Here is a 19,903-nt window from a genome sequence, read left to right as displayed (position 1 = left end):
CCGTCCTTTCCGGGGGCCTCAGCCCGCCCAACCTTCGACGATGATGACATCGGCCTGCGACACGGGATCGCGCAGCGCTTTGGCCGCCTGATATCCGGCGCTGTGATAACAATCCTGCGCCGCTTGCAACGATGGGAACTCGATCACGACGCTGCGCGGACGCATCTGTCCTTCAACGGTTTCCTGCGGTCCGCCACGCACCAGAAAGCGCGCGCCATATTCCGCAAAGGGCGCGGCATTGGCGCGGCGATAGGCGTCATAGGCATCGGGGTCGTCGATCGTCACATGGGCGATCCAATAGGCTTTGGTCATTCCGCCTCCGGGATGGTGATGCGCCCTTCAGCCACGCGAACCGCGCGACCCGACACATGAACGGCGGCCAGTTTGCCCCCCTGAACGGTGACGCGCAACCCGATGCGGGATGGGCGGCCCATCTCTATCCCCTGGCGCAGGGTCAGCTGCGTCTCGCCCTCGGGCAGGACGCCTGCCGCCAGCAAGGGCGCGGCCAGTGTCGCAGAGGCCGATCCGGTGGCCGGGTCTTCGGGAATGCCATTGGCGGGGGCGAACATGCGGGCGCGGAAGCCGTCACCATCGGGGGCATAGGCATAGAGCTTGGGCGTCTCGGCGGTCAGCGCCTCGAAGGCGGTGCCCGAGGGACGGGCCTGCGCCAAGGCGTCCAGATCGCGCAGGGGCGCAAAGATGAACCCCGGTCCGGCATGGGCGACCACGGGGCGATGGGGCCCAAAGCCCACCTGATCGCGCGACAGGCCCAGACCCGCGGCCACCGCCGCCGGATCGACATGCCCCCCCAGTTCGGGCAGCACCGGCGCGCGGAATTCGGCCAGCCCGTCGGTGATCTGAACGGGGACCGGACCGGCCGTTTCCTCCAACACCAGATGTCCGTCCTGACCGCCGCACAAATGCAGCGCGCAGCCGATGGTGGGGTGGCCGGCAAAGGGGATTTCGGCCAGTGGCAGAAAGATGCGGACGCGGGCGCGATGGGCGGGGTCGGCGGGACGCATGACGAAGATCGTCTCGGACAGGTTGAACTGGCGTGCGATCGTCTGCATCTGCGCGCCGCTCAGATCATCGGCCCCCATGACGATGGCCAATGGGTTGCCGCTGAAGGCGCGGTCGGTGAAGACGTCATAGACATGATATTCCAGCATCCGCGCCCTTGTCCTTTGTGCAGGTGAGCCCCCTAATACTTCTGCGGCACGTAGAGGTCCCGCGGCAAGACCTCGCGTTCGTAATCGGGGTTGAAGACGCGGTCAGGCAGGCGGACTTCATCGTGGGGGACGTCGCCATAGGGGATCATCCCCAGCAGGTGGTCGATGCAGTTCAGCCGCGCGCGCTTCTTGTCATTGCCCGGAACGATGTACCAGGGCGCTTCGGGAATGTTGGTGCGTTCGAACATCTCTTCCTTGGCCTTGGTATAGGCCTCCCACCGGACGCGGGACTGCAGGTCCATGGGCGACAGCTTCCACTGCTTCAGCGGATCATGGACGCGCATCTGGAAGCGCATCTGCTGTTCTTCGTCAGTGATGGAAAACCAGTATTTCACCAGCCGGATGCCCGACCGCACCAGCATCCGTTCGAATTCCGGAACATCCTGGAAGAACTGTTCGACCTGATCCTCGCCAGCAAAACCCATAACGCGTTCGACGCCAGCACGGTTGTACCAGCTGCGGTCGAACAGCACGATCTCGCCGCCCGCAGGCAGATGGGGGACATATCGCTGGAAATACCATTGGGTCTTTTCGCGGTCGGACGGTGCGGGCAGCGCCGCCACCCGCACGATGCGCGGGTTCAGCCGTTGGGTGATGCGCTTGATGGCACCGCCCTTGCCGGCGCTGTCGCGGCCTTCGAAGACGACGACGACCTTTTCCTTGTGATGGCTGACCCAATCCTGCAGCCGGATCAGTTCGGACTGCAGGCGCAGCAATTCGCGGAAGTAGGTCTTGCGCTCCATCCGGTCCGGGTGATGGGCGCGATAGATGCGGCGGATCTCCGCCGAGAGCATCGCGTCTTCAAGCTCCAGCTCGATATCCTCGTCCAGGGTCTCCTGCAGCTCGGCCTCGAGCCAGTCCTTGTAGGTGTTGTCCATCGCGGCCTCCTGCGTCGTTCCTGCGCGGTCTATGCCAGAATTGTAACGGGTTCGCGTCATTTGCCGAACTGCCGCACACATTGTTGCGTCACGGCCAGAACGAAGCTGCCGTCGCGCAGGTTGTTGACGGTGCCGCACCATGTGCCGCTGGTGGTGAACAGGCTTTGCGTCCCGCGCGCCGGGCGATAGGCGACGCGGCGACCGTTGACGTCGAACAGGTTCAGCACGCCGCCCGCGTTACGCGCGTAATATCCCAGCACATCGCCCTGCGCGGTGAAGATCAGCCGCTTTTCGTTGGCCGGGTTCGAGGGCCGGTTTTCCCAGGCCGCCGACGAATTGGCGGTGTTGCCCGCCGAATTCCATGCCGCATGCGGCGCATTGCCGGGGCGCGACGGGCTGTTGGCCGGATTGCCCGGTCCCACGTCGAAGGGCAGCTGCGTGCGGTCCAGCACGATCAGCGGCGCATCCGCCAGCACGGGCGTGGCAAGACAGCAGAGTATCGAGAGCAAGCGGATCATGGCGGGCCTGTGCGTGGTTCCTGTCCGGTGCATCATGCCCTGTCGCGCGACGTGATGACAGCCTTGCGGATGGGTTGTTGCGCCATGCCTGCTGCGGGCCTAATGCCAAGGGGGCAGGCCGCCGCGTCATGATGGTGCGGGCCGGTCCGGCGGATGAAAAGGGGCTGATCATGGCCGATGACGACTATGTCTATGACGATGTGACGGGCGAATGGCGTCCCGCCTCCGAAATCGCGGCCGAGGCTGCCGCCGGTCAGGTCGTTCGCGACAGCGCGGGCACGGTTCTGGCCGATGGCGATCAGGTGACGCTGATCAAGGACCTGAAGGTCAAGGGCACAAGCACGGTCCTGAAACAGGGCACGGTCATCAGGTCGATCCGCCTGACCGCCGACCCCGCCGAGGTCGATTGCCGTCACGACGCCGTCAAAGGCCTTGTGCTGCGGACCGAGTTCCTGCGCAAACGCTAGGGCTGCAGCGCCGCGATGACGCGGTCCCATTCCGCGCGATTGCCCGGCACGCCAAGCCGCAACCATCGCGTGGAATAGGGGAAGCGCCGCGACCAGATCTGCGCGCGGGCCAGCTTGGCCTGCGCCGCCGCCGCATCCGGCGTGGCATACAGCCGGAACAAATGCGTCCCGCCCGCCTGTTCCCATCCCGCACCGACCGCCAGCCGGTCCAGGCGCAGGGATGCCTCGGCGTGATAGCCGATGGTGTTGTCGGCCCAAGCCAGATCGGCCATCGCCGCCGTCGCGATCTGCAGGGCCGGACCGTTCACAGACCATGGCCCCGCCACCTGCGCCAGCTGCGCCAGCAGATCGGGCGCGCCGATTGCGAACCCCAACCGCACCCCCGCCAGCCCCCAGAACTTGCCGAAGCTGCGCAGCAGGGTGCAGTTCCGGGGCAGGTCGCGGGCCAGCGACAGGTCGGGTCTCGGATCGGCAAAGCTTTCATCGACGATCAGATGGCCGACCCTGCCCGCCAGCTCGCGCAGCACCTGCGGCTGCCATTCCCGCCCGTCGGGGTTGTTGGGGTTCACGACGACCGCCAGATCCGCGCCCTGCATATCGGCCAGCGCGGGGCAGGGGGTGACCTGCCAGCCCGCCGCCGCCAGACTGGCCGCGTGTTCGTTATAGGTGGGCGTCAGCACCGCCGCGCGACCTGCCGGAAAGACCCGCGGCAACAGCTGGATCGCCGCCGATGCCCCCGCCACCGCCAGCAGGTTTTCGACCCCGCAGCCGTACCATGATGCGGCCACCTCAAGCAGCCGCGATTCGGCCTGACGTGTCGGCAAATCGCGCCATGCGCGGTCCGATATGGCAGGGACCGGCCAGGGGCGCCGGTTGATCCCTGTGGACAAGTCAATCCAAACCCCGGGACCGAAGCGCATTTGCGCCTCGTCCAGATTGCCTCCGTGATCGCGCTGCATCTTGGATTCCCGCCTTAATTCCCGCGCCGAGTGCTAGGGCAGAACTTATCCCCATGCAATCCATCCCCAGAAACCGACTTTACAGGAATGGCCCCTGTCGCCACGATATGTGGTAATCGAAAGGCGTACAGACGCCCTGTGTTGTGTTTTTACCAAGCGGCCATGCCTGATCCGGGCGCGGCCATCCAGAAGGCAGACGATGTCACTTACCCGCGCCTATATCGCCAGCGACGAGATCCATCCCATCGACATCGTCGAAGCGGTGGCCAATCATCATGATTGGGAATTCGACCGTCTGGCCGATGACGAGATCACGATGGTCGTCGAGGGTCAGTGGCGCAACTATGTCCTGACGCTGGCCTGGGTCGCCAAGGACGAGGTCCTGCGCCTTGCCTGCAGCTTCGACCACGATCCCCCCGAAGGGCGCTTGCCGCTGATCTATGAAACGATCAATCTGGCTAACGATCAGGTCTGGGATGGCGGCTTCACCTATTGGGACGGCGAACGGCAGATGGTCTGGCGTTACGGGCTGGTGCTGGCGGGCGACATCATCGCCTCGACCCGACAGGTGGACCAGATGATCGCCAGCGCGCTTGCCTCGTGCGAGCGGTTCTATCCCGCCTTCCAGCTGGTCGCATGGGGGCAGACGGCGCCGCGCCCGGCGCTGGACATTGCCTTCGGGGAAACCTACGGCAGGGCATGACGGCGGGAACGCCCGCCTGCCACATATGGGGGAAGCGGATGAGCGATTTCGACGATATCAACGCACGCGGGCTGGTGCTGGTCGGCTGCGGCAAGATGGGCGGGGCCATGCTGAAGGGCTGGCTGGCACGGGGCCTTGATCCGGCATCCGTCACCGTCATCGACCCCAAGCTGGCGCCCGAATGGCAGGACAAGGGTCTGAACGTGAACGGCGATCTGCCGTCCGATCCGGCGGTGGTGGTGCTGGCCGTCAAGCCGCAGATGATGGGCGACGCCTTGGGCCAGATGCGCGACCTGTCGGGGGCGCTGGTGATCTCGGTCGCGGCAGGCACGATGATCGCAACCTTCGAAGATGCCTTCCCCGGTGCGCCCATCGTGCGCGTCATGCCCAACACCCCCGCCGCCATCGGGCAGGGCATTTCCGCGATGATCGGCAATGCCGCAACCACCCCCGCCCAGCTGGATCTGACGGAAACGCTGATGCGTGCCGTGGGTCGCGTCGTGCGGCTGGAGAGCGAGGACCAGATGGATGCCGTCACCGGCCTGTCGGGCAGCGGTCCGGCCTATGTCTTCCACATGATCGAGGCGATGGCCCAAGCTGGCGAGGCGCAGGGCCTGTCGCCCGATCTGTCGCTGGAACTGGCACGCATGACGGTCGCGGGTGCGGGCGCGCTGGCCATCGATGCCGATGAAGACCCGGGCGTGCTGCGCCAGAACGTCACCTCGCCCAACGGGACCACGGCTGCCGGGCTGGCGGTGCTGATGCAGGAATTGCCCGACCTGATGACCCGCACCGTCGCCGCCGCCGCCGATCGCGGCCGCGCCTTGGGACGGGGCGAAACATGACCATCAGCTTCGACGATTTTGCCAAGGTCGATATCCGCGTGGCCACCATCACCCGCGCCGAACCCTTCCCTGAGGCCCGCAAGCCCGCCATCAAGCTGTGGCTGGACTTGGGTGATCTGGGGGAACGCAAATCCTCGGCCCAGATCACGCGGCATTATGATCCCGAAGCGCTGGTCGGCAGGCAGGTGCTTTGCGTGGTGAATTTCCCGCCCCGCCAGATCGGTCCCTTCATGTCCGAGGTGCTGGTCCTTGGCGTGCCCGACCCCGACAACGAAGTGGTGCTGATCCGCCCCGATCAACTCGTCCCGAACGGAGGAAAGCTGTTTTGAAACTGCTGGTCACTCGTCCCATGACGGCCCGTGCGCGGGCCGCGATCATGGCGGAATTCGACGCGACATTCCTGGAAAACACCAAGCTGGATGCCACGCAGGCCGCCCAGGCCATGCGGGATTACGACGCGATCATCCCCACCATAGGTGACGCCTTCACCGCGCAGGCTTTCGACGGCACGCTGCGCTGCAAGGTGCTGGCGAACTTCGGTGCGGGCTTCAACCATATCGACATCGCTGCCGCCAAGCAGGCGGGCATCACCGTCACCAACACCCCCGAGGTCGTGACCGATGCCACCGCCGACATCGCCATCACGCTGATGCTGATGACGCTGCGCCGCGCCTCCGAAGGGGAACGTCTGCTGCGGGCGGGCGAGTGGATCGGCTGGAACCCCACGCAGATGCTGGGCCGCCATATGTCGGGTGCCAAGGTCGGCATCATCGGCATGGGCCGCATCGGCAAGGCCATCGCGCGCCGCTGCCATTTCGGTTTCGGGATGGAGGTGGTGTTCTTCAACCGCTCGACCGTCACCGATCTGGACCATCCGGCCCGGCAGATCCCCGATCTGCATGACATGCTGCGCGAATGCGACGTGGCCGTCATCGCGGTGCCGGGTGGCGATGCGACCCGTGGCATGATCGGGCAGGACGAATTGGCAGCCTTGGGGTCGGACAGCTTCCTGATCAATATCGCGCGCGGCGATGTGGTGGATGAAGACGCCCTGATCGCGGCGCTTCACGCGGGGACGATCGCGGGGGCCGGGCTGGACGTCTATGCCAAGGAACCGCATGTGCCGCAGGACATGATCGACGCGCCGAACACCGCGCTGCTGCCGCATCTGGGGACCGCCACGGATGACACCCGCACCCAGATGGCGCTGCGCGCACTTGGCAATCTGACAGCCTTTGCTGCGGGGCAGGAACCGCCCGACCGCGTCGCCTGATCACGACCAGTTGTGGGAACCGCCCCGCCGGACCGCGTGTTGTTCAACCAGACGCACACGATATGCAAGGAGCGCATCATGAACTGGGATATCATCCAAGGTAAGTGGAAACAGCTCAGCGGTCAGGCCCAGCAGAAATGGGGCGAGTTGACCAATGACGATCTGGATCAGATCGACGGCAACAAGGACCAGCTGGCAGGTAAGCTGCAGGAAAAATACGGTTGGTCCAAGGAAGAGGCCGACAAGGAAATCAACGACTATTTCGCGGATAAGTAACCGCGGGTTGACTTGACCGGTCGATTTGAAAGGGTGCCCCAAGGGGGCGCCCTTTTTGCATATGGGGGATGGATGCGCGGACGGGTATTGGAACTTTTGCAACTGGGGGTCCGGGCGGCCGATCCGCGTGCGGCGGTTGATCGGGCCTTGCCGGATCTGGCGGATGGCGGAAAGGGCTGGCACATCGTGGCGGTGGGCAAGGCCGCCCGCGCGATGACGCAGGCGGCGCTGGCGCATCTGCCCGGCGCACCGGCGCTGGTCATTACCAATCGTGGCAATGACATGCCTTTGGCCGGCGCGACGGTCCTGCGTGCGGGCCACCCCCAACCCGATCAGGACGGCCTGTCCGCTGCCCGCCAGCTTGAGGAATTCCTGTCGGCCATCGGACCTGATGACCGGGTACTGGCGCTGATCTCGGGCGGTGGGTCGGCCATGCTGCCCGCGCCGGTCGAGGGGTTGGACCTTGCCGACCTGCAGGCTGTGAATGCGGCGCTGCTGTCGTCAGGGGCCGATATCACACGGACCAACCTTGTGCGCCAGTCGCTGGACCGTCTGAAGGGGGGCGGCTGGTTGCGGCTGACGCCCGCCCCGGTGGCGGCACTGATCCTGTCCGATGTGCCCGACGATGACCTGCGGGTCGTCGCCTCGGGTCCGACGGTGGCGCCCATCGGGACGCCAGCCTTGGCGCGACAGGCGATGCAGCAGCTGGGCATCTGGGACGGGTTGCCGGTGCGGGTCCATGACGCGTTGGACCGCGCCGAGGTGACCCGTGACACGCCAGCCGCGCGCAATATTCTGGTCGGCTCGAACGGCATCAGCCTGCAGGCCATGCTGGACGCCGGTGGTCAGGATGGGGGCGCCGCGCTGACCGGCGATGTCGAGGAATGCGCCCTGACCCTGCTGCATGCGGTTCAGGATGCGCCCATCGGCGTGCCGCTGGTCTTCGGGGGGGAAACCACCGTGCGGCTGACCGGCAAGGGCATGGGCGGGCGCAATCAGGAACTGGCGCTGCGCTTTGCCCGCCATGCGCGTGATCTGCCCGGCAATTGGTGCTTTGCCGCCATGGGGACGGACGGACGCGATGGCCCCGGTGATGCGGCGGGCGGTATCGTCGGCCATCGGACGCTGTCAGCACTGCGCGACGACGGCATCGATCTGGACGACGTCTTGCGGCGCAATGATGCCACGCCCGCCCTGCGCGCTGTTGGCGGGTTGATCATGACCGGCCCATCGGGCACCAACGTCGCAGATCTGGCGGTCTTCGTCCGCTACGCCTGACCCCAGCAGGAGCTTGCCCATGCATTACGCCTATGTCGCCGAGGGCAATCGTCTGATCCAGATGCCGCAAGGCGAAGATCTGCGGAACGCGATGTGGATCGACCTGATCCAGCCAACCGACGCGGAAATGGAGATGCTGCGCCAGCTGGGCTTCATTCTGCCGTCCTTGGCAGAGATGGAGGAGATCGAGCTGTCGAACCGGCTCTATCGCGAAGAGCTGATGGATTACATGACCGCCATGCTGCCCGGCGAGGTCGCGGGCGGGGGCCGTCAGTCGATGCCCGTGACCTTCGTGCTGTCGGACCATCAGCTGGTCACGGTGCGCCACCATTCGCCTAAGCCCTTTCTGACCTTTCCGACGCGGGCCGAACGTTCGACCCTTGGCTGCATGACCGCCGACCGGCTGTTTCTGGGGCTGGTCGAGGAGATTATCGCCCGCCTTGCCGATATTCTGGAAGGATCGGGGCGGACGCTGGATGCCACCACATCGGGGGTCTTCGATCCACGGGCGGCGGGTGCGGCCTCGGACGATCTGCAAGGGGCGCTGCAGGCCGTTGGCCGCGAGGCCGAGACAATGGCGCGCGTCAGGTTGGGCCTGTTGACCATTGAACGGATGTTGGCTTTCTTTACCGCCCTGATCGAGGATCGCCCGGAATCAAAACGCCTGCGCCCCGTCGCACGCGCCCAGATGCGCGACGTTCAGGCGCTGGAGGTTCACGCCGATTTTCTGGGCAGCCGCGTCAGCCTGGCCGTCGATACCACGCTTGGCATGATCAACTTGCAGCAGAACAACACCGTGCGCATCCTGTCGATCATCGCGGCACTGTTCCTGCCGCCGACCCTGATCGCCAGCATCTATGGCATGAACTTCGCCAATATGCCGGAATTGCAGGCGGCTTGGGGGTATCCCTATGCCCTGCTGCTGATGGGGGCCACGACGCTTGGGACCTATCTGTTCCTGCGCTGGAAACGCTGGCTGTAAGGGGGCGCGAACGCCCCCTTACAGGCATCACGAAATGCGCTTGCCGGTATCCTTGTGGAACAGATGCAGCGCTTCGGGGCGATAGGACAGGTTCATGCTGTCCGACAGCGGCGCATCCGAGGGCAGGGTGATGGTGATCCGCTCACCACCCGTCTGACCGTGGACCAGACGCTGCGCGCCCAATTCCTCGACCGCCAGCACATTCATGGTGATGGGGCCGTCGGGGGTGACGGTCAGATCCTCGGGGCGGATGCCGATCTGGCCGGCGTGGGCGCTGCCCGGCAGTTGCGGGGCGGCACTGCTGCTGATCAGGTTCATGGCCGGGCTGCCGATGAAGCTGGCCACAAAGGCCGAGGCCGGCTTGCGATACACCTCCAGCGGGGTGCCGATCTGTTCGACCTGCCCGCCGTTCAGCACGACCAGACGGTCGGCAAGTGTCATCGCCTCCAACTGGTCATGGGTCACATAAAGCGATGTCGTGCGCAGGCGTTTTTGCAGTTCCTTGATTTCCAGTCGCATGGCGACCCGTAGTTTGGCATCAAGGTTCGACAGTGGTTCGTCGAACAGGAAGGCTGCCGGTTCGCGCACGATGGCACGACCCATGGCGACGCGCTGGCGCTGACCACCCGACAGGGCGGCGGGCTTGCGGTCAAGGAATGGCCCGATCTGCAAGATCTCGGACGCTTGGTTCACGCGCTTTTCGATCTCGGCCTTGGGCGTCTTGCGGTTCTTCAGACCATAGGCAAGGTTCTGGCGCACCGACATATGCGGATAGAGCGCATAGTTCTGGAATACCATCGCGATGTCGCGGTCCGCAGGCTCGACCTTGTTGACAACGCGGTCACCGATGCGGACCTCGCCCTCGCTGATGCTTTCCAGACCGGCCACCATGCGCAGCAGCGTCGATTTTCCGCAGCCCGAAGGCCCGACCAGCACGATGAATTCGCCATCTGCAATGTCGATATTGACGCCGCCCACGGCGCGGGTGCCGCCGGGATAGACCTTGCCAAGACTGTCTAGGGTAATGGAAGCCACGTTATTTCTCCGTCTCGACAAGACCTTTGACGAACAGGCGCTGCATGCCCACGACCACCGCAACGGGCGGCAGCATGGCCAGCATCGCGGTCGCCATGACCAGATGCCATTGCGGCAGACCGTCCACGGCATCCGCCATGCGTTTGATCCCCGCAACGATGGTGTAATAATCCGAGCTGGTCGTGATCAGCAGCGGCCAGAGGTACTGGTTCCAGCCATAGATGAACAGGATCACGAAAAGCGCGGCGATATTGGTGCGCGACAAGGGCAGCAGGATGTCGCGGAAGAATTTCATCGGACCGGCGCCGTCGATGCGGGCCGCCTCGGTCAACTCGTCCGGGATGGTCAGGAAGACCTGCCGGAACAGGAAGGTCGCGGTCGCCGATGCGATCAGCGGCACCGACAGACCGGCATAGCTGTTCAGCAGCCCCAGATCGGCCACCACCTGGAAGGTGGGAACAATGCGCACCTCGACCGGCAGCATCAGCGTGATGAAGATGCACCAGAAGGCCAACCCGCGGAACGGAAAGCGGAAATAGACCACCGCAAAGGCCGAGAGGATGGAAATGGCGATCTTGCCGATGGCAATCGACAGCGCCATGATCAGGCTGTTCAGCATCATCGTGCCGACGGGGGGCGTGCCGCTGGTGGACACGCCTGCGCCCAGCATCTTGCTGTAGTTCTCGACCAGATGCGGTCCGGGCCACATCGGGATGGTGCCCGACATAAAATCGGTCGGGCCATGAGTGGATGCCACGAAGGCCACCCAGACGGGCAGGGCGACGATGCAGACCCCCAGGATCAGCGTGGCATGGGCCAGAAGGTTCAGGCCGGGGCGGTTCTCGATCATCAGTAGGCCACCTTCTTTTCGACAAAGCGGAATTGCACCACGGTCAGCACCAGAACCAGCATCATCAGCACCACCGATTGCGCGGCCGAGCTGCCGATGTTTTGTCCAATAAAGCCATCGAAATAGACCTTGTAGACCATGATATTGGTGGCCTGTGCGGGGCCGCCCTCGGTCGTGGCGTCGATGACGCCGAAGGTGTCGAACATGGCATAGACGATGTTGACGACCAGCAGGAAGAAGGTCGTCGGCGACAGCAGCGGGAAGGTAATGTCGAAGAAGCGCCGCACGGGGCCCGCGCCATCAATGGCGGCGGCTTCGCGCAGGCTGCCGGGGATGGATTGCAGGCCTGCAAGGAAGAACAGGAAGTTATAGCTGATCTGCTTCCACGCGCTGGCGATCACCACCAGCATCATCGCATCCGTTTTGCTGCTGATGTGGTTCCAGTCGTATCCGACCTGCGCCAGCACATAGGGCATGATGCCGATGGTCGGGTTGAAGATAAACCACCACAGGATACCGGCGACCGCAGGGGCCACGGCATAGGGCCAGACCAGCAGCGTGGTATAGACCCGCGTCGATTTGATCATCCGGTCGACCGCGATGGCCAGCAACAGCGCCATACCCATCGACAGCACGGTGACCGACACGGAAAACACCGCCGTCACCTTGAGCGAGTTGAAATATTCGGGGCTTTTCAGCAGGTAGGCAAAGTTTTCCAGACCTACGAAGGTCGAACGGGTGCCGAAGGCATCCTCGCGCAGAAAGCTTTGACGAACTGCCTGCGCCGCTGGCCACAGGAAGAATATGAAGGTGATGATCAGCTGTGGTGCCAGCAGAAGCCATGGCAGAAGCTGATTGCTGAAGATAGTGCGCTTCATCGGGAACCCGGTTCGGGAAGGGGGCATCGCTGCCCGAAAAATGGCGACAGGGCCGCGCGGATCGCGCGGCCCCTTTCGATTGTTCGACGTTTACTGGTTCTGGGCCTGGAATTCTTCCAGCAGGGCATCGCCGCGTTCGACGACGCTGTCCAAGGCGCCTTGGGCATCCTTGTCACCCGACAGCATCTGTTCGAATTCCTCGTCGATGATGCCGCGGATCTGGACATAGTTGCCGAAACGCAGACCTTTGGAGTTCTCGGTCGGTTCGTTCAGCGTGATCTGCTTGATGCCGGTATCCGCGCCGGGGTTCTGGGCATAGAAGTCCTGCATCTGGTCACCCGCCGCCGAAGTGATCGGCAGATACCCCGAGAAGGACGCCCAATCGGCCTGAACCTCGGGCGAAGAGAGGTATTTAAAGAAGGCGGCAGCCGCGTCATATTCCTCGTCGGATTTGCCCGACAGGACCCAAAGCGTTGCGCCCCCGATGATCGAGTTCTGCGGCGCACCCTCGACATCGTCGTAATAGGGCAGCATGCCGAAGCCCAATTCGAAGTCGGTGGCATTGGCGATCACGCCCGCACGGCTGGCCGAGCTGTTCATGATCATCGCGCAATCCTGCGAATAGAACATCGGCGGGGCGTTGTCGCCGCCGACCGGGCCGCCGTACTTGAAGATGCCCTCATCGGCCCATTTCTTCAGGTTGCCCCAATGCTTGACCTGCACCGGTCCGTTGACCGACAGGCGTGCATCAAGACCGCCGAAGCCGTTTTCCATCGTGCCGATCGGCTGGTTGTGCCAGGCGCTGAAGTTCTCGGTCTGGATCCAGCTGATCCAGCCGGTGGTGAAACCGCAGGACGCCGCATCGGATTCCATGATCTTCTTGGAGAACTCTTCGACCTCGGCCCATGTCTTGGGGGGCGTTTCGGGGTCCAGGCCCGCCTTTTCAAAGACGGTCTTGTTGTAATACAGGATCGGGGTCGAGCTGTTGAACGGCATCGACAGCATGTTGCCTTCGCTGTCGGTGTAATAGCCGACGACCGAGGGCAGGAAGGCGGAAGGATCGAAGCCTTCGCCATGTTCTTCCATCAGCTGATAGACGGGAACGACGGCGCCCTGTGCGGCCATCATCGTGCCGGTGCCGACCTCGAAGACCTGAACGATGGCGGGCTGCTGTTTCGCACGGAAAGCTGCAATCGCGGCGGTCATGGTCTCGGGATAGGTGCCCTTGTAGGAGGGGACGACCTTGTAGTCTTCCTGGCTGTCGTTGAAGTTTTGGACGATTTCCTCAAGCTTGGTGCCCAGTTCGCCGCCCATGGCATGCCACCAGTCGATGGTGGTCTCGGCGTTTGCGGCCCCAAGCGACGCAATCAGCGCCACCGCGGATGCGGTGCTGTAACGGATCATGGTTTTCCCCCCATTGGAGTTGCGTTGTGATCATCGCCTAACTCCTCCGGACGACAATCACGCAACATTGATGTAAGGGAAATGTGACAGTCTTTGACTGGTCGGTCAATCGCGCTGTCACGTTCCGGGACGTTTGCCCTAAGTCTTGGTAAATCGGGCCATCAACGGCGCGATTGTGGCGTCGATCACCGGGTTCAGGACCTTGGTGACGATGGGCAGCAGCGCCAAACCAAGGATCAGACCGACGATGCCGTCGAAGAAGGCCGTGGTCACCCATTCGGCAATTCCGGCGATGGCGGGCACGGCTTCGGCTGCGGCGACGGCCATGTGATGGATGGTGTCGTAAGGCATGTGCCAGCCCAGTTCGTGCAGGCCGTGGACGATGATCTGACCGCCGACCCAGATCATGGCCGCGGTGCCCACGATCATCAGCAGATTCATCAGATGTGGCATGATATGAACGATGCCGCGCCCAAGGGCGGCCAGCGCGCCCGTCTTGCTTTGGGCCAGATGTAGGCCAAAGTCATCGGCCTTCACGATCAGCGCGACCGAGCCATAGACCGCCACCGTCACGCCGATGGCAACAACCGCCAGGATCAATGCCTTGGTCAGCAGTGCGTCCGATGCGGGAATGGTTGACAGCGCGATGGTCATGATCTCGGCCGACAGGATGAAGTCGGTCTTGATCGCGCCCGCCACGCGTTTTTCCTCAAGCGCGGCACCGGGTTTTTCGGTGTTGGTATGCTTTTTTGTGTCATGCGCGTCGGTATGGTGGAACAGCGATGCGACCTTATGAGCGCCTTCGTAACACAGATAGGCGCCACCCAACATCAGCAGGGGCGTGATCAGCCAAGGTGCAAAGACCGTCAGCAGCAGCGCGATGGGCAATAGGATGACCAGCTTGTTGAACAGCGATCCGCGCGTGATCTTCCAGACGATGGGCAATTCGCGGCTGGCGTCGAAACCGTGGACGTATTTCGGTGTGACGGCCGCATCGTCGATCAGCGCGCCCGCAGCCTTGGCTCCGGCCTTGGCAGCCTGCCCCGCAACGTCGTCGATGGACGCCGCCGCGACCTTCGAGATGGCTGCAACGTCGTCGAGAAGTGCGATCAGGCCGCTCATATGTCCAGTCCCCTTAGGATATGTCGTGTCTGGCACTCTGGGCGATGCCGTCTGGAAAATGCAACGCCGTCAATATGGTTCCGGTTCACCGGACATGAAAAAGGCCCGCGCATGAGGGGGGGGTGCGCGGGCCGTGGGGCCGTCCGATCGGGGGAACAGACGGCCCCAATGCCGCCGGAAGATCACATAGCGGGCAGCATGACCGTGTCGATGACGTGGATGACACCGTTCGACTGATCGACGTCGGGAATAGTGACGGTGGCGACCGAACCGTTTTCATCGGTCAGTTGCAGCGCATTGTTGTCGGGGTTGATCGACGCGCTGAGGGTGCAACCGCCCAGGGTCGGGACGTCATGCGCACCGCCGTCATCCATGATCATCTTGCCGATTGCGGGCGACATCGCATCCGCGGCAACGACGTGGCAGGTCAGGATCTTGACCAGCTTGTCCTTGTTTTCCGGCTTCAGCAGGTCATCGACGGTGCCTGCGGGCAGTTTGTCGAAGGCTGCGTTCGTGGGTGCGAAGACGGTGAAAGGGCCTTCGCCCGACAGCGTTTCGGCCAGACCGGCGGCCTGAACGGCAGCAACCAGCGTCGTGTGATCGGCCGAGTTCACGGCGTTTTCGACGATGTTTTTCTCGGGGAACATTTCTGCGCCGCCAACCATCGTGTTTTGTGCCAGCGCGGGGGCGCTGAATGCAACGGTGGCTGCAAGGATCGAGGCGCCGACTTTCGTGAAGTTGCTGAACATGATCTTCCTCCGGGTTGTCTTCATGGACGCAGACTTGCGCCCTGTGCCTACAACCACGCAGAGGTGGGCGGGTAAGTTGCACCCGCCCTGCATCTTTTTCAGTTCACGAACGCGTGAGGTCGGAAATTGCGACGACAGGACCCGTCGCCTGACCGGTCGGCGATCCGCCAAGCGGTTCATCCGAAAGAGCAATCTTGATGTCATCGGCCGGGTCCAGCCCTTCGGGCAGTATCATGCGCAGATTTCCGTCGCGCGGTACCAATCCGATAGAAATCGGCGCCGAGCCGTCCGGTTTGATCCACCAGATCTCAAGATCGCGGTCAACGGGAGGCGTGCCACCCTCCATCGCGATCTCCATTTCGCGGCCATCAAGGCGGGCGGCGACGCGCATGTTGCTGTCCTGCACCTGCAGTTCCGCCTGAAACCCGGGCTGCGGGACGGGGTCCTGACCGGGCAGGATGAACAGCACCGCCAGCGCGGCGGCGCCCAGCAAACCGCCGAATGCCCCCATGGGGCCGCGCCACCAGGCGCGGCGTTCGGTCGGATCATTGGACAGGGGCGGGCTGGCGTGTCCCAGCCTTTCGCGGATGGCGTGGCGGGCGCGGGCCGGGGCCATGACGGGGGTCAGGTTCTCGGCCATGCCGGCCAGCCGTTCGTGCCAGCCGCGCACGGCCTGTGCAAAGGCGACATCCTGCGCCATGCGGTCGTTCGCTGCGGCAAGGTCGTCACCTTCCAGTAGGCCAAGCGCCAGCTCGGCCGCCAAAGCCTCGTCTTCTTCCAGCGGGGTCAGCGGGGCGTCTTCGGTCATTGGCTAACACAGTCTTTCAGGCGCAACAGGCTGCGGCGCAGCCAGCTTCGCACGGTATTGATGGGCATCCCCTCGCGCTGTGCGAGGTCCGCATAGGTCACGCCTTCCAGATAGACGGCGCGCACGGCACCGGCCTGCGCATCGGCCAGCCGTGCCAGACATTCGTCCAGCATCCGGCGTTCCTGCGCCATGATCGTCGCCGATTCGGGGCTGGGTTCGTCCGACGGCACGGCCGCCGCGGCATCTTCGGGGGCGGTGCTGGGGCGCGAATTGCGCGCGCGCAGCTTGTCGATGGAACGGTTGCGGGCGATGGTGATCAGCCAGGTCATCGGCGACAACCCGTTCGAGGCATAGCGCGACGCGCTCTGCCAGATGCGGATATAGACCTCCTGCAAGGTCTCCTCGGCTTCGGGGCGATCGCGCAGCACGGACAGGCAGACCGCGTGCAGCTTGGCCGAGGTTGCGTCGTAAAGCGCATCAAAGGCATCCCGGTCGCCAAGCGAGATGCGCGAGATGAGGCGTTCAAGCTCTGTTCTGCGTGCGTCGGTCAAGGGCCGCGTATCCTGCTGTGGATGAATATGTCTGATTTCTGAGGTCACCTTATGGTTGCTGCGGCAAGGCGTCAACGCGCGCCCGCTTGCACGTCCGGCACGAATGCGCGATCAATGCGCGGACGCGATGAGAGAGGCCGGACGAATGCTGGACATGAACGCCAAACCCACCGAAGAGATCGACCTGCGCGAGGTGTTCGGTCTGGACAGCGACATGAAGGTGAAGGGCTTTGCCGAACGCACCGACCGTGTCCCCGAGATCGACAGCACCTACAAGTTCGATCCCGACACCACGATGGCGATCCTTGCGGGCTTTGCCTACAACCGCCGTGTGATGGTCCAAGGCTATCACGGGACGGGCAAATCGACCCATATCGAACAGATCGCCGCGCGGCTGAACTGGCCCTGCGTACGCGTGAACCTGGACAGCCACGTCAGCCGGATCGACCTGATCGGCAAGGACGCCATCAAGCTGGTGGATGGCAAGCAGGTCACGGTCTTCCACGAAGGCATCCTGCCTTGGGCGCTGCGCAACCCGACTGCGATTGTGTTCGATGAATACGACGCGGGCCGCGCCGACGTGATGTTCGTCATCCAGCGCGTGCTGGAGGCCGACGGCAAGCTGACCCTGCTGGACCAGAACGAGGTCATCACCCCGAACCCGTTCTTCCGCCTGTTTGCCACCGCGAACACCGTGGGCTTGGGCGATACGACGGGTCTCTATCACGGCACGCAGCAGATCAACCAAGGCCAAATGGACCGTTGGTCGCTGGTCGCGACGCTGAACTATCTGTCGCATGATGCCGAAGCGGCGATCATTCTTGCCAAGAACCCGAATTATAACACCGAGAAAGGCCGCAAGGTCATCAACCAGATGGTGACGCTGGCGGATCTGACCCGCACGGCCTTCATGCAGGGTGATCTGTCCACCGTCATGTCGCCGCGCACGGTGCTGTCATGGGCGCAGAACGCGCGCATCTTCGACAATGTCGGCTATGCCTTCCGTCTGACCTTCCTGAACAAATGCGACGAACTGGAACGCCAGACGGTGGCCGAGTTCTATCAGCGGCTGTTCGACGAGGAACTGCCCGAAAGCGCGGCCAGCATCGCCGTGTGACCCGCCTTGGCGGGCGGGCATGACGCCCGCCCCCGACATCCGACAGCCGCCGCGTGGGGAGAAGACGTGACATGAACAAGCCCACTGACAATCCCGCCGATCCCTTCAAGAAGGCATTGACGCAAGCCACGCGGGCGATGGCGGATGAACACGAGTTGAACGTCACCTTCACCGCGGACCCCGCGGGCATGTCGGGCGACACGATGCGCTTGCCGCAGATCAGCCGCCGCATGGGCCGGGAAGAGGTTCTGCTGGCCCGTGGCACCGCCGATGCCTTTGCCATGCGCATGCGCCACCATGATGCCGCAACCCATGCCAAATACGCCCCCGCAGGCCCGATGGCCCGCGAGCTGTACGAAGCCATGGAAACCGCCCGCTGCGAGGCGCTAGGCGCCCGTGACATGCCCGGCGCGCTGTCCAACATCGACGCACGCATCGGCGCTGATGCCGATAAAAAGGGCTATGCCCAGATCAGCGCCCCTGCCGATGCGCCGCTGTCGGTGGCGGCGGGTTACATCGTCCGTCAGGCGGCGACGGGCCGTCCCTTGCCTGCCGGTGCGCAGAATGTGGCCGATCTGTGGCGTCCCTTCGTGGAAAGTCAGGCGGGCGGGACGCTGTCGGACGTCAACGAGGCGCTGGCCGATCAGTCCAGCTTTGCCCGTCTGGCGCGCCAGATCATCACCGATCTGGGCTATGGCGACCAGCTGGGCGAAGACCCCGACCAGCCCGAAGACGACGACGCCGAAGACAACGCCGAGCAGGATGAGGAATCGGGCGACAACCAGTCGCGCGAACAGGATGACGGCGAGGAATCCGAAGCCAGCTCCGAACGCAATCAGGAACAGACGCAGGACGAACAGCAGGCCTCGGTCAGCATGGACGACCAGTCTGAGGACGATATGTCGGACGAGGCCGAGATGCCCGAATCCGACGCGCCCCCCGACCAGCCGCCCCCCGTCAGCGACGCCAGCCCCGATTACACCGTCTTTGCCCAGAATTGGGACGAGGAGATCCGCGCCGAGGATCTGGCCGACGAGGCCGAATTGGAACGGCTGCGCGCCTATCTGGACAAGCAGCTGGACCCCCTGCGCGGGGCCGTCAGCCGTCTGGCGAACAAGTTGCAGCGCCGCCTTCAGGCACAGCAGAACCGCAGCTGGGAATTCGACAAGGAAGAGGGCGTTCTGGACGCGGGACGTCTGGCGCGTGTGGTGGCGAACCCGACCATGCCGCTGTCCTTCAAGATCGAGAAGGACACCGAGTTCCGCGACACGGTCGTCACGCTGCTGATCGACAATTCGGGATCGATGCGGGGCCGTCCGATCAGCATCGCCGCGATTTGCGCCGATGTGCTGGCGCGCACGCTGGAACGCTGCAACGTCAAGGTCGAGATCCTGGGTTTCACCACCCGTGCCTGGAAGGGCGGTCAGGCCCGCGAGGCGTGGCTGGCGGCAGGACGCCCCGCTCAGCCCGGTCGCCTGAACGACCTGCGCCACATCATCTATAAATCCGCCGACGCGCCTTGGCGTCGGGTGCGGCCCAACCTTGGGCTGATGATGAAGGAAGGCCTGCTGAAGGAAAATATCGACGGTGAGGCGCTGGAATGGGCGCACCGTCGTCTGGCCAAGCGGTCCGAGGCGCGCAAGATCCTGATGGTGATTTCCGATGGTGCGCCGGTCGATGATTCGACCCTGTCTGTGAACCCCGCGAACTTCCTTGAACGGCATTTGCGCGACGTGATCGCCATGGTGGAAAAACGCCGGGCGGTCGAACTGCTGGCTATCGGTATCGGCCATGACGTGACGCGGTATTACGAGCGCGCGGTGACCATCACCGACGCCGAACAGCTGGCAGGGGCGATCACCGAACAGCTGGCGGCTTTGTTCGACAGCGATCCCCGCAAGCGTGCGCGTGTCTTGGGCATGGCGTCCCTGCGGCGCGGTTGATCTGCGTCCCGCGACCGCCGGGGGCCGGCCCCCCGGAC

23 protein-coding genes are annotated in these 19,903 nt (G+C 63.9%); 10 read left to right on the top strand and 13 right to left on the bottom strand.

All coding sequences use genetic code 11. The annotated features are described in order from the left end of the window. Nucleotides 1–18: 18 nt before the first annotated feature. The 4 genes from SJY40_RS09880 to SJY40_RS09865 are packed head-to-tail and all read right to left on the bottom strand — an operon-like array spanning nt 19 to nt 2,625. A complete protein-coding gene (locus SJY40_RS09880) occupies nt 19–312 on the bottom strand; it encodes a DUF1330 domain-containing protein (RefSeq protein ID WP_378945693.1) in 294 nt (97 codons plus the stop codon). Further along, a complete protein-coding gene (locus tag SJY40_RS09875; protein WP_378945690.1) occupies nt 309–1,169 on the bottom strand; it encodes a PhzF family phenazine biosynthesis protein in 861 nt (286 codons plus the stop codon). The genes SJY40_RS09880 and SJY40_RS09875 overlap by 4 nt, the downstream gene beginning before the upstream one ends. 32 nt (nt 1,170–1,201) lie before the next feature. Continuing rightward, nucleotides 1,202–2,107, bottom strand: a complete 906-nt coding sequence (ppk2, locus tag SJY40_RS09870; protein WP_378945688.1) for a polyphosphate kinase 2 — start codon at nt 2,105–2,107, stop codon at nt 1,202–1,204. 56 nt (nt 2,108–2,163) lie between these two features. Next, nucleotides 2,164–2,625 carry a hypothetical protein gene (locus SJY40_RS09865; RefSeq protein ID WP_378945685.1) on the bottom strand — a complete coding sequence of 154 codons (462 nt, stop codon included), beginning with the start codon at nt 2,623–2,625 and terminating at the stop codon, nt 2,164–2,166. A 170-nt stretch (nt 2,626–2,795) separates the two neighbouring features. Between SJY40_RS09865 and SJY40_RS09860 the strand changes: the two genes are divergently transcribed. Beyond that, nucleotides 2,796–3,092, top strand: coding sequence for an alkylphosphonate utilization protein (locus SJY40_RS09860; protein WP_378948364.1), 297 nt, complete (start codon nt 2,796–2,798; stop codon nt 3,090–3,092). Here SJY40_RS09860 and cobD read toward each other — a convergent pair. Continuing rightward, nucleotides 3,089–4,051 carry a threonine-phosphate decarboxylase CobD gene (gene cobD, locus SJY40_RS09855; RefSeq protein ID WP_378945683.1) on the bottom strand — a complete coding sequence of 321 codons (963 nt, stop codon included), beginning with the start codon at nt 4,049–4,051 and terminating at the stop codon, nt 3,089–3,091. The genes SJY40_RS09860 and cobD overlap by 4 nt on opposite strands. A gap of 199 nt (nt 4,052–4,250) precedes the next feature. Here cobD and SJY40_RS09850 point away from each other — a divergent pair, with 199 nt between their 5' ends. The 7 genes from SJY40_RS09850 to SJY40_RS09820 all read left to right on the top strand — a co-directional run bounded on the left by SJY40_RS09850 (nt 4,251) and on the right by SJY40_RS09820 (nt 9,408). After that, nucleotides 4,251–4,754 carry a YbjN domain-containing protein gene (locus tag SJY40_RS09850; protein ID WP_378945681.1) on the top strand — a complete coding sequence of 168 codons (504 nt, stop codon included), beginning with the start codon at nt 4,251–4,253 and terminating at the stop codon, nt 4,752–4,754. A gap of 38 nt (nt 4,755–4,792) precedes the next feature. Next, a complete protein-coding gene (proC, locus tag SJY40_RS09845; protein WP_378945678.1) occupies nt 4,793–5,599 on the top strand; it encodes a pyrroline-5-carboxylate reductase in 807 nt (268 codons plus the stop codon). Continuing rightward, nucleotides 5,596–5,928 carry a tRNA-binding protein gene (locus tag SJY40_RS09840; RefSeq protein WP_378945676.1) on the top strand — a complete coding sequence of 111 codons (333 nt, stop codon included), beginning with the start codon at nt 5,596–5,598 and terminating at the stop codon, nt 5,926–5,928. Before proC ends, SJY40_RS09840 begins: the two co-directional genes overlap by 4 nt. Then, the gene (locus SJY40_RS09835) at nt 5,925–6,872 is read left to right on the top strand and encodes a 2-hydroxyacid dehydrogenase (RefSeq protein ID WP_378945673.1); all 948 of its coding nucleotides are present in this window, start codon (nt 5,925–5,927) and stop codon (nt 6,870–6,872) included. The genes SJY40_RS09840 and SJY40_RS09835 overlap by 4 nt, the downstream gene beginning before the upstream one ends. 78 nt (nt 6,873–6,950) lie before the next feature. Next, a complete protein-coding gene (locus SJY40_RS09830; protein ID WP_378945670.1) occupies nt 6,951–7,148 on the top strand; it encodes a CsbD family protein in 198 nt (65 codons plus the stop codon). A gap of 87 nt (nt 7,149–7,235) precedes the next feature. Beyond that, a complete protein-coding gene (locus tag SJY40_RS09825) occupies nt 7,236–8,426 on the top strand; it encodes a glycerate kinase (protein WP_378945667.1) in 1,191 nt (396 codons plus the stop codon). Nucleotides 8,427–8,445: 19 nt separating this feature from the next. Next, complete coding sequence (locus SJY40_RS09820; RefSeq protein WP_378945664.1) at nt 8,446–9,408, top strand: magnesium transporter CorA family protein; 963 nt, start codon at nt 8,446–8,448, stop codon at nt 9,406–9,408. Between the two features lie 27 nt (nt 9,409–9,435). Here the strand turns inward: SJY40_RS09820 and SJY40_RS09815 are convergent, their stop codons facing one another. The 8 genes from SJY40_RS09815 to SJY40_RS09780 all read right to left on the bottom strand — a co-directional run bounded on the left by SJY40_RS09815 (nt 9,436) and on the right by SJY40_RS09780 (nt 16,805). Next, nucleotides 9,436–10,443, bottom strand: a complete 1,008-nt coding sequence (locus SJY40_RS09815; RefSeq protein WP_378945661.1) for a sn-glycerol-3-phosphate import ATP-binding protein UgpC — start codon at nt 10,441–10,443, stop codon at nt 9,436–9,438. A gap of 1 nt (nt 10,444) precedes the next feature. After that, the gene (gene ugpE / locus SJY40_RS09810) at nt 10,445–11,293 is read right to left on the bottom strand and encodes a sn-glycerol-3-phosphate ABC transporter permease UgpE (protein WP_378945659.1); all 849 of its coding nucleotides are present in this window, start codon (nt 11,291–11,293) and stop codon (nt 10,445–10,447) included. Further along, nucleotides 11,293–12,171, bottom strand: a complete 879-nt coding sequence (gene ugpA, locus SJY40_RS09805; RefSeq protein ID WP_378945656.1) for a sn-glycerol-3-phosphate ABC transporter permease UgpA — start codon at nt 12,169–12,171, stop codon at nt 11,293–11,295. Before ugpA ends, ugpE begins: the two co-directional genes overlap by 1 nt. A gap of 90 nt (nt 12,172–12,261) precedes the next feature. Then, on the bottom strand, nt 12,262–13,575 hold the full coding sequence (gene ugpB / locus SJY40_RS09800; protein WP_378945653.1) for a sn-glycerol-3-phosphate ABC transporter substrate-binding protein UgpB: 1,314 nt from the start codon (nt 13,573–13,575) through the stop codon (nt 12,262–12,264). Nucleotides 13,576–13,713: 138 nt separating this feature from the next. Next, nucleotides 13,714–14,697 carry a DUF808 domain-containing protein gene (locus SJY40_RS09795; protein WP_378945650.1) on the bottom strand — a complete coding sequence of 328 codons (984 nt, stop codon included), beginning with the start codon at nt 14,695–14,697 and terminating at the stop codon, nt 13,714–13,716. A 182-nt stretch (nt 14,698–14,879) separates the two neighbouring features. After that, nucleotides 14,880–15,446, bottom strand: coding sequence for a fasciclin domain-containing protein (locus SJY40_RS09790; protein ID WP_378945647.1), 567 nt, complete (start codon nt 15,444–15,446; stop codon nt 14,880–14,882). 103 nt (nt 15,447–15,549) lie between these two features. Beyond that, a complete protein-coding gene (locus SJY40_RS09785; protein WP_378945645.1) occupies nt 15,550–16,254 on the bottom strand; it encodes an anti-sigma factor domain-containing protein in 705 nt (234 codons plus the stop codon). After that, nucleotides 16,251–16,805 (bottom strand): sigma-70 family RNA polymerase sigma factor, encoded by a 555-nt coding sequence (locus SJY40_RS09780; protein WP_378945642.1) that lies wholly within the window; start codon nt 16,803–16,805, stop codon nt 16,251–16,253. The genes SJY40_RS09785 and SJY40_RS09780 overlap by 4 nt, the downstream gene beginning before the upstream one ends. Nucleotides 16,806–16,950: 145 nt before the next feature. On the opposite strand from SJY40_RS09780, the gene cobS reads away from it, so the two are divergent. Beyond that, complete coding sequence (gene cobS / locus SJY40_RS09775; protein WP_378945639.1) at nt 16,951–17,922, top strand: cobaltochelatase subunit CobS; 972 nt, start codon at nt 16,951–16,953, stop codon at nt 17,920–17,922. A 71-nt stretch (nt 17,923–17,993) separates the two neighbouring features. Then, complete coding sequence (cobT, locus tag SJY40_RS09770) at nt 17,994–19,865, top strand: cobaltochelatase subunit CobT (protein ID WP_378945636.1); 1,872 nt, start codon at nt 17,994–17,996, stop codon at nt 19,863–19,865. Nucleotides 19,866–19,903 lie beyond the last annotated feature (38 nt).

The sequence above is a fragment of the Paracoccus sp. R86501 genome (genome assembly GCF_042466435.1).
In the GTDB taxonomy this organism is placed as follows: domain Bacteria; phylum Pseudomonadota; class Alphaproteobacteria; order Rhodobacterales; family Rhodobacteraceae; genus Paracoccus.
The sequence above is the reverse complement of the archived record's forward strand: the minus strand, read 5'-3'. Positions and strand labels throughout refer to the sequence as shown.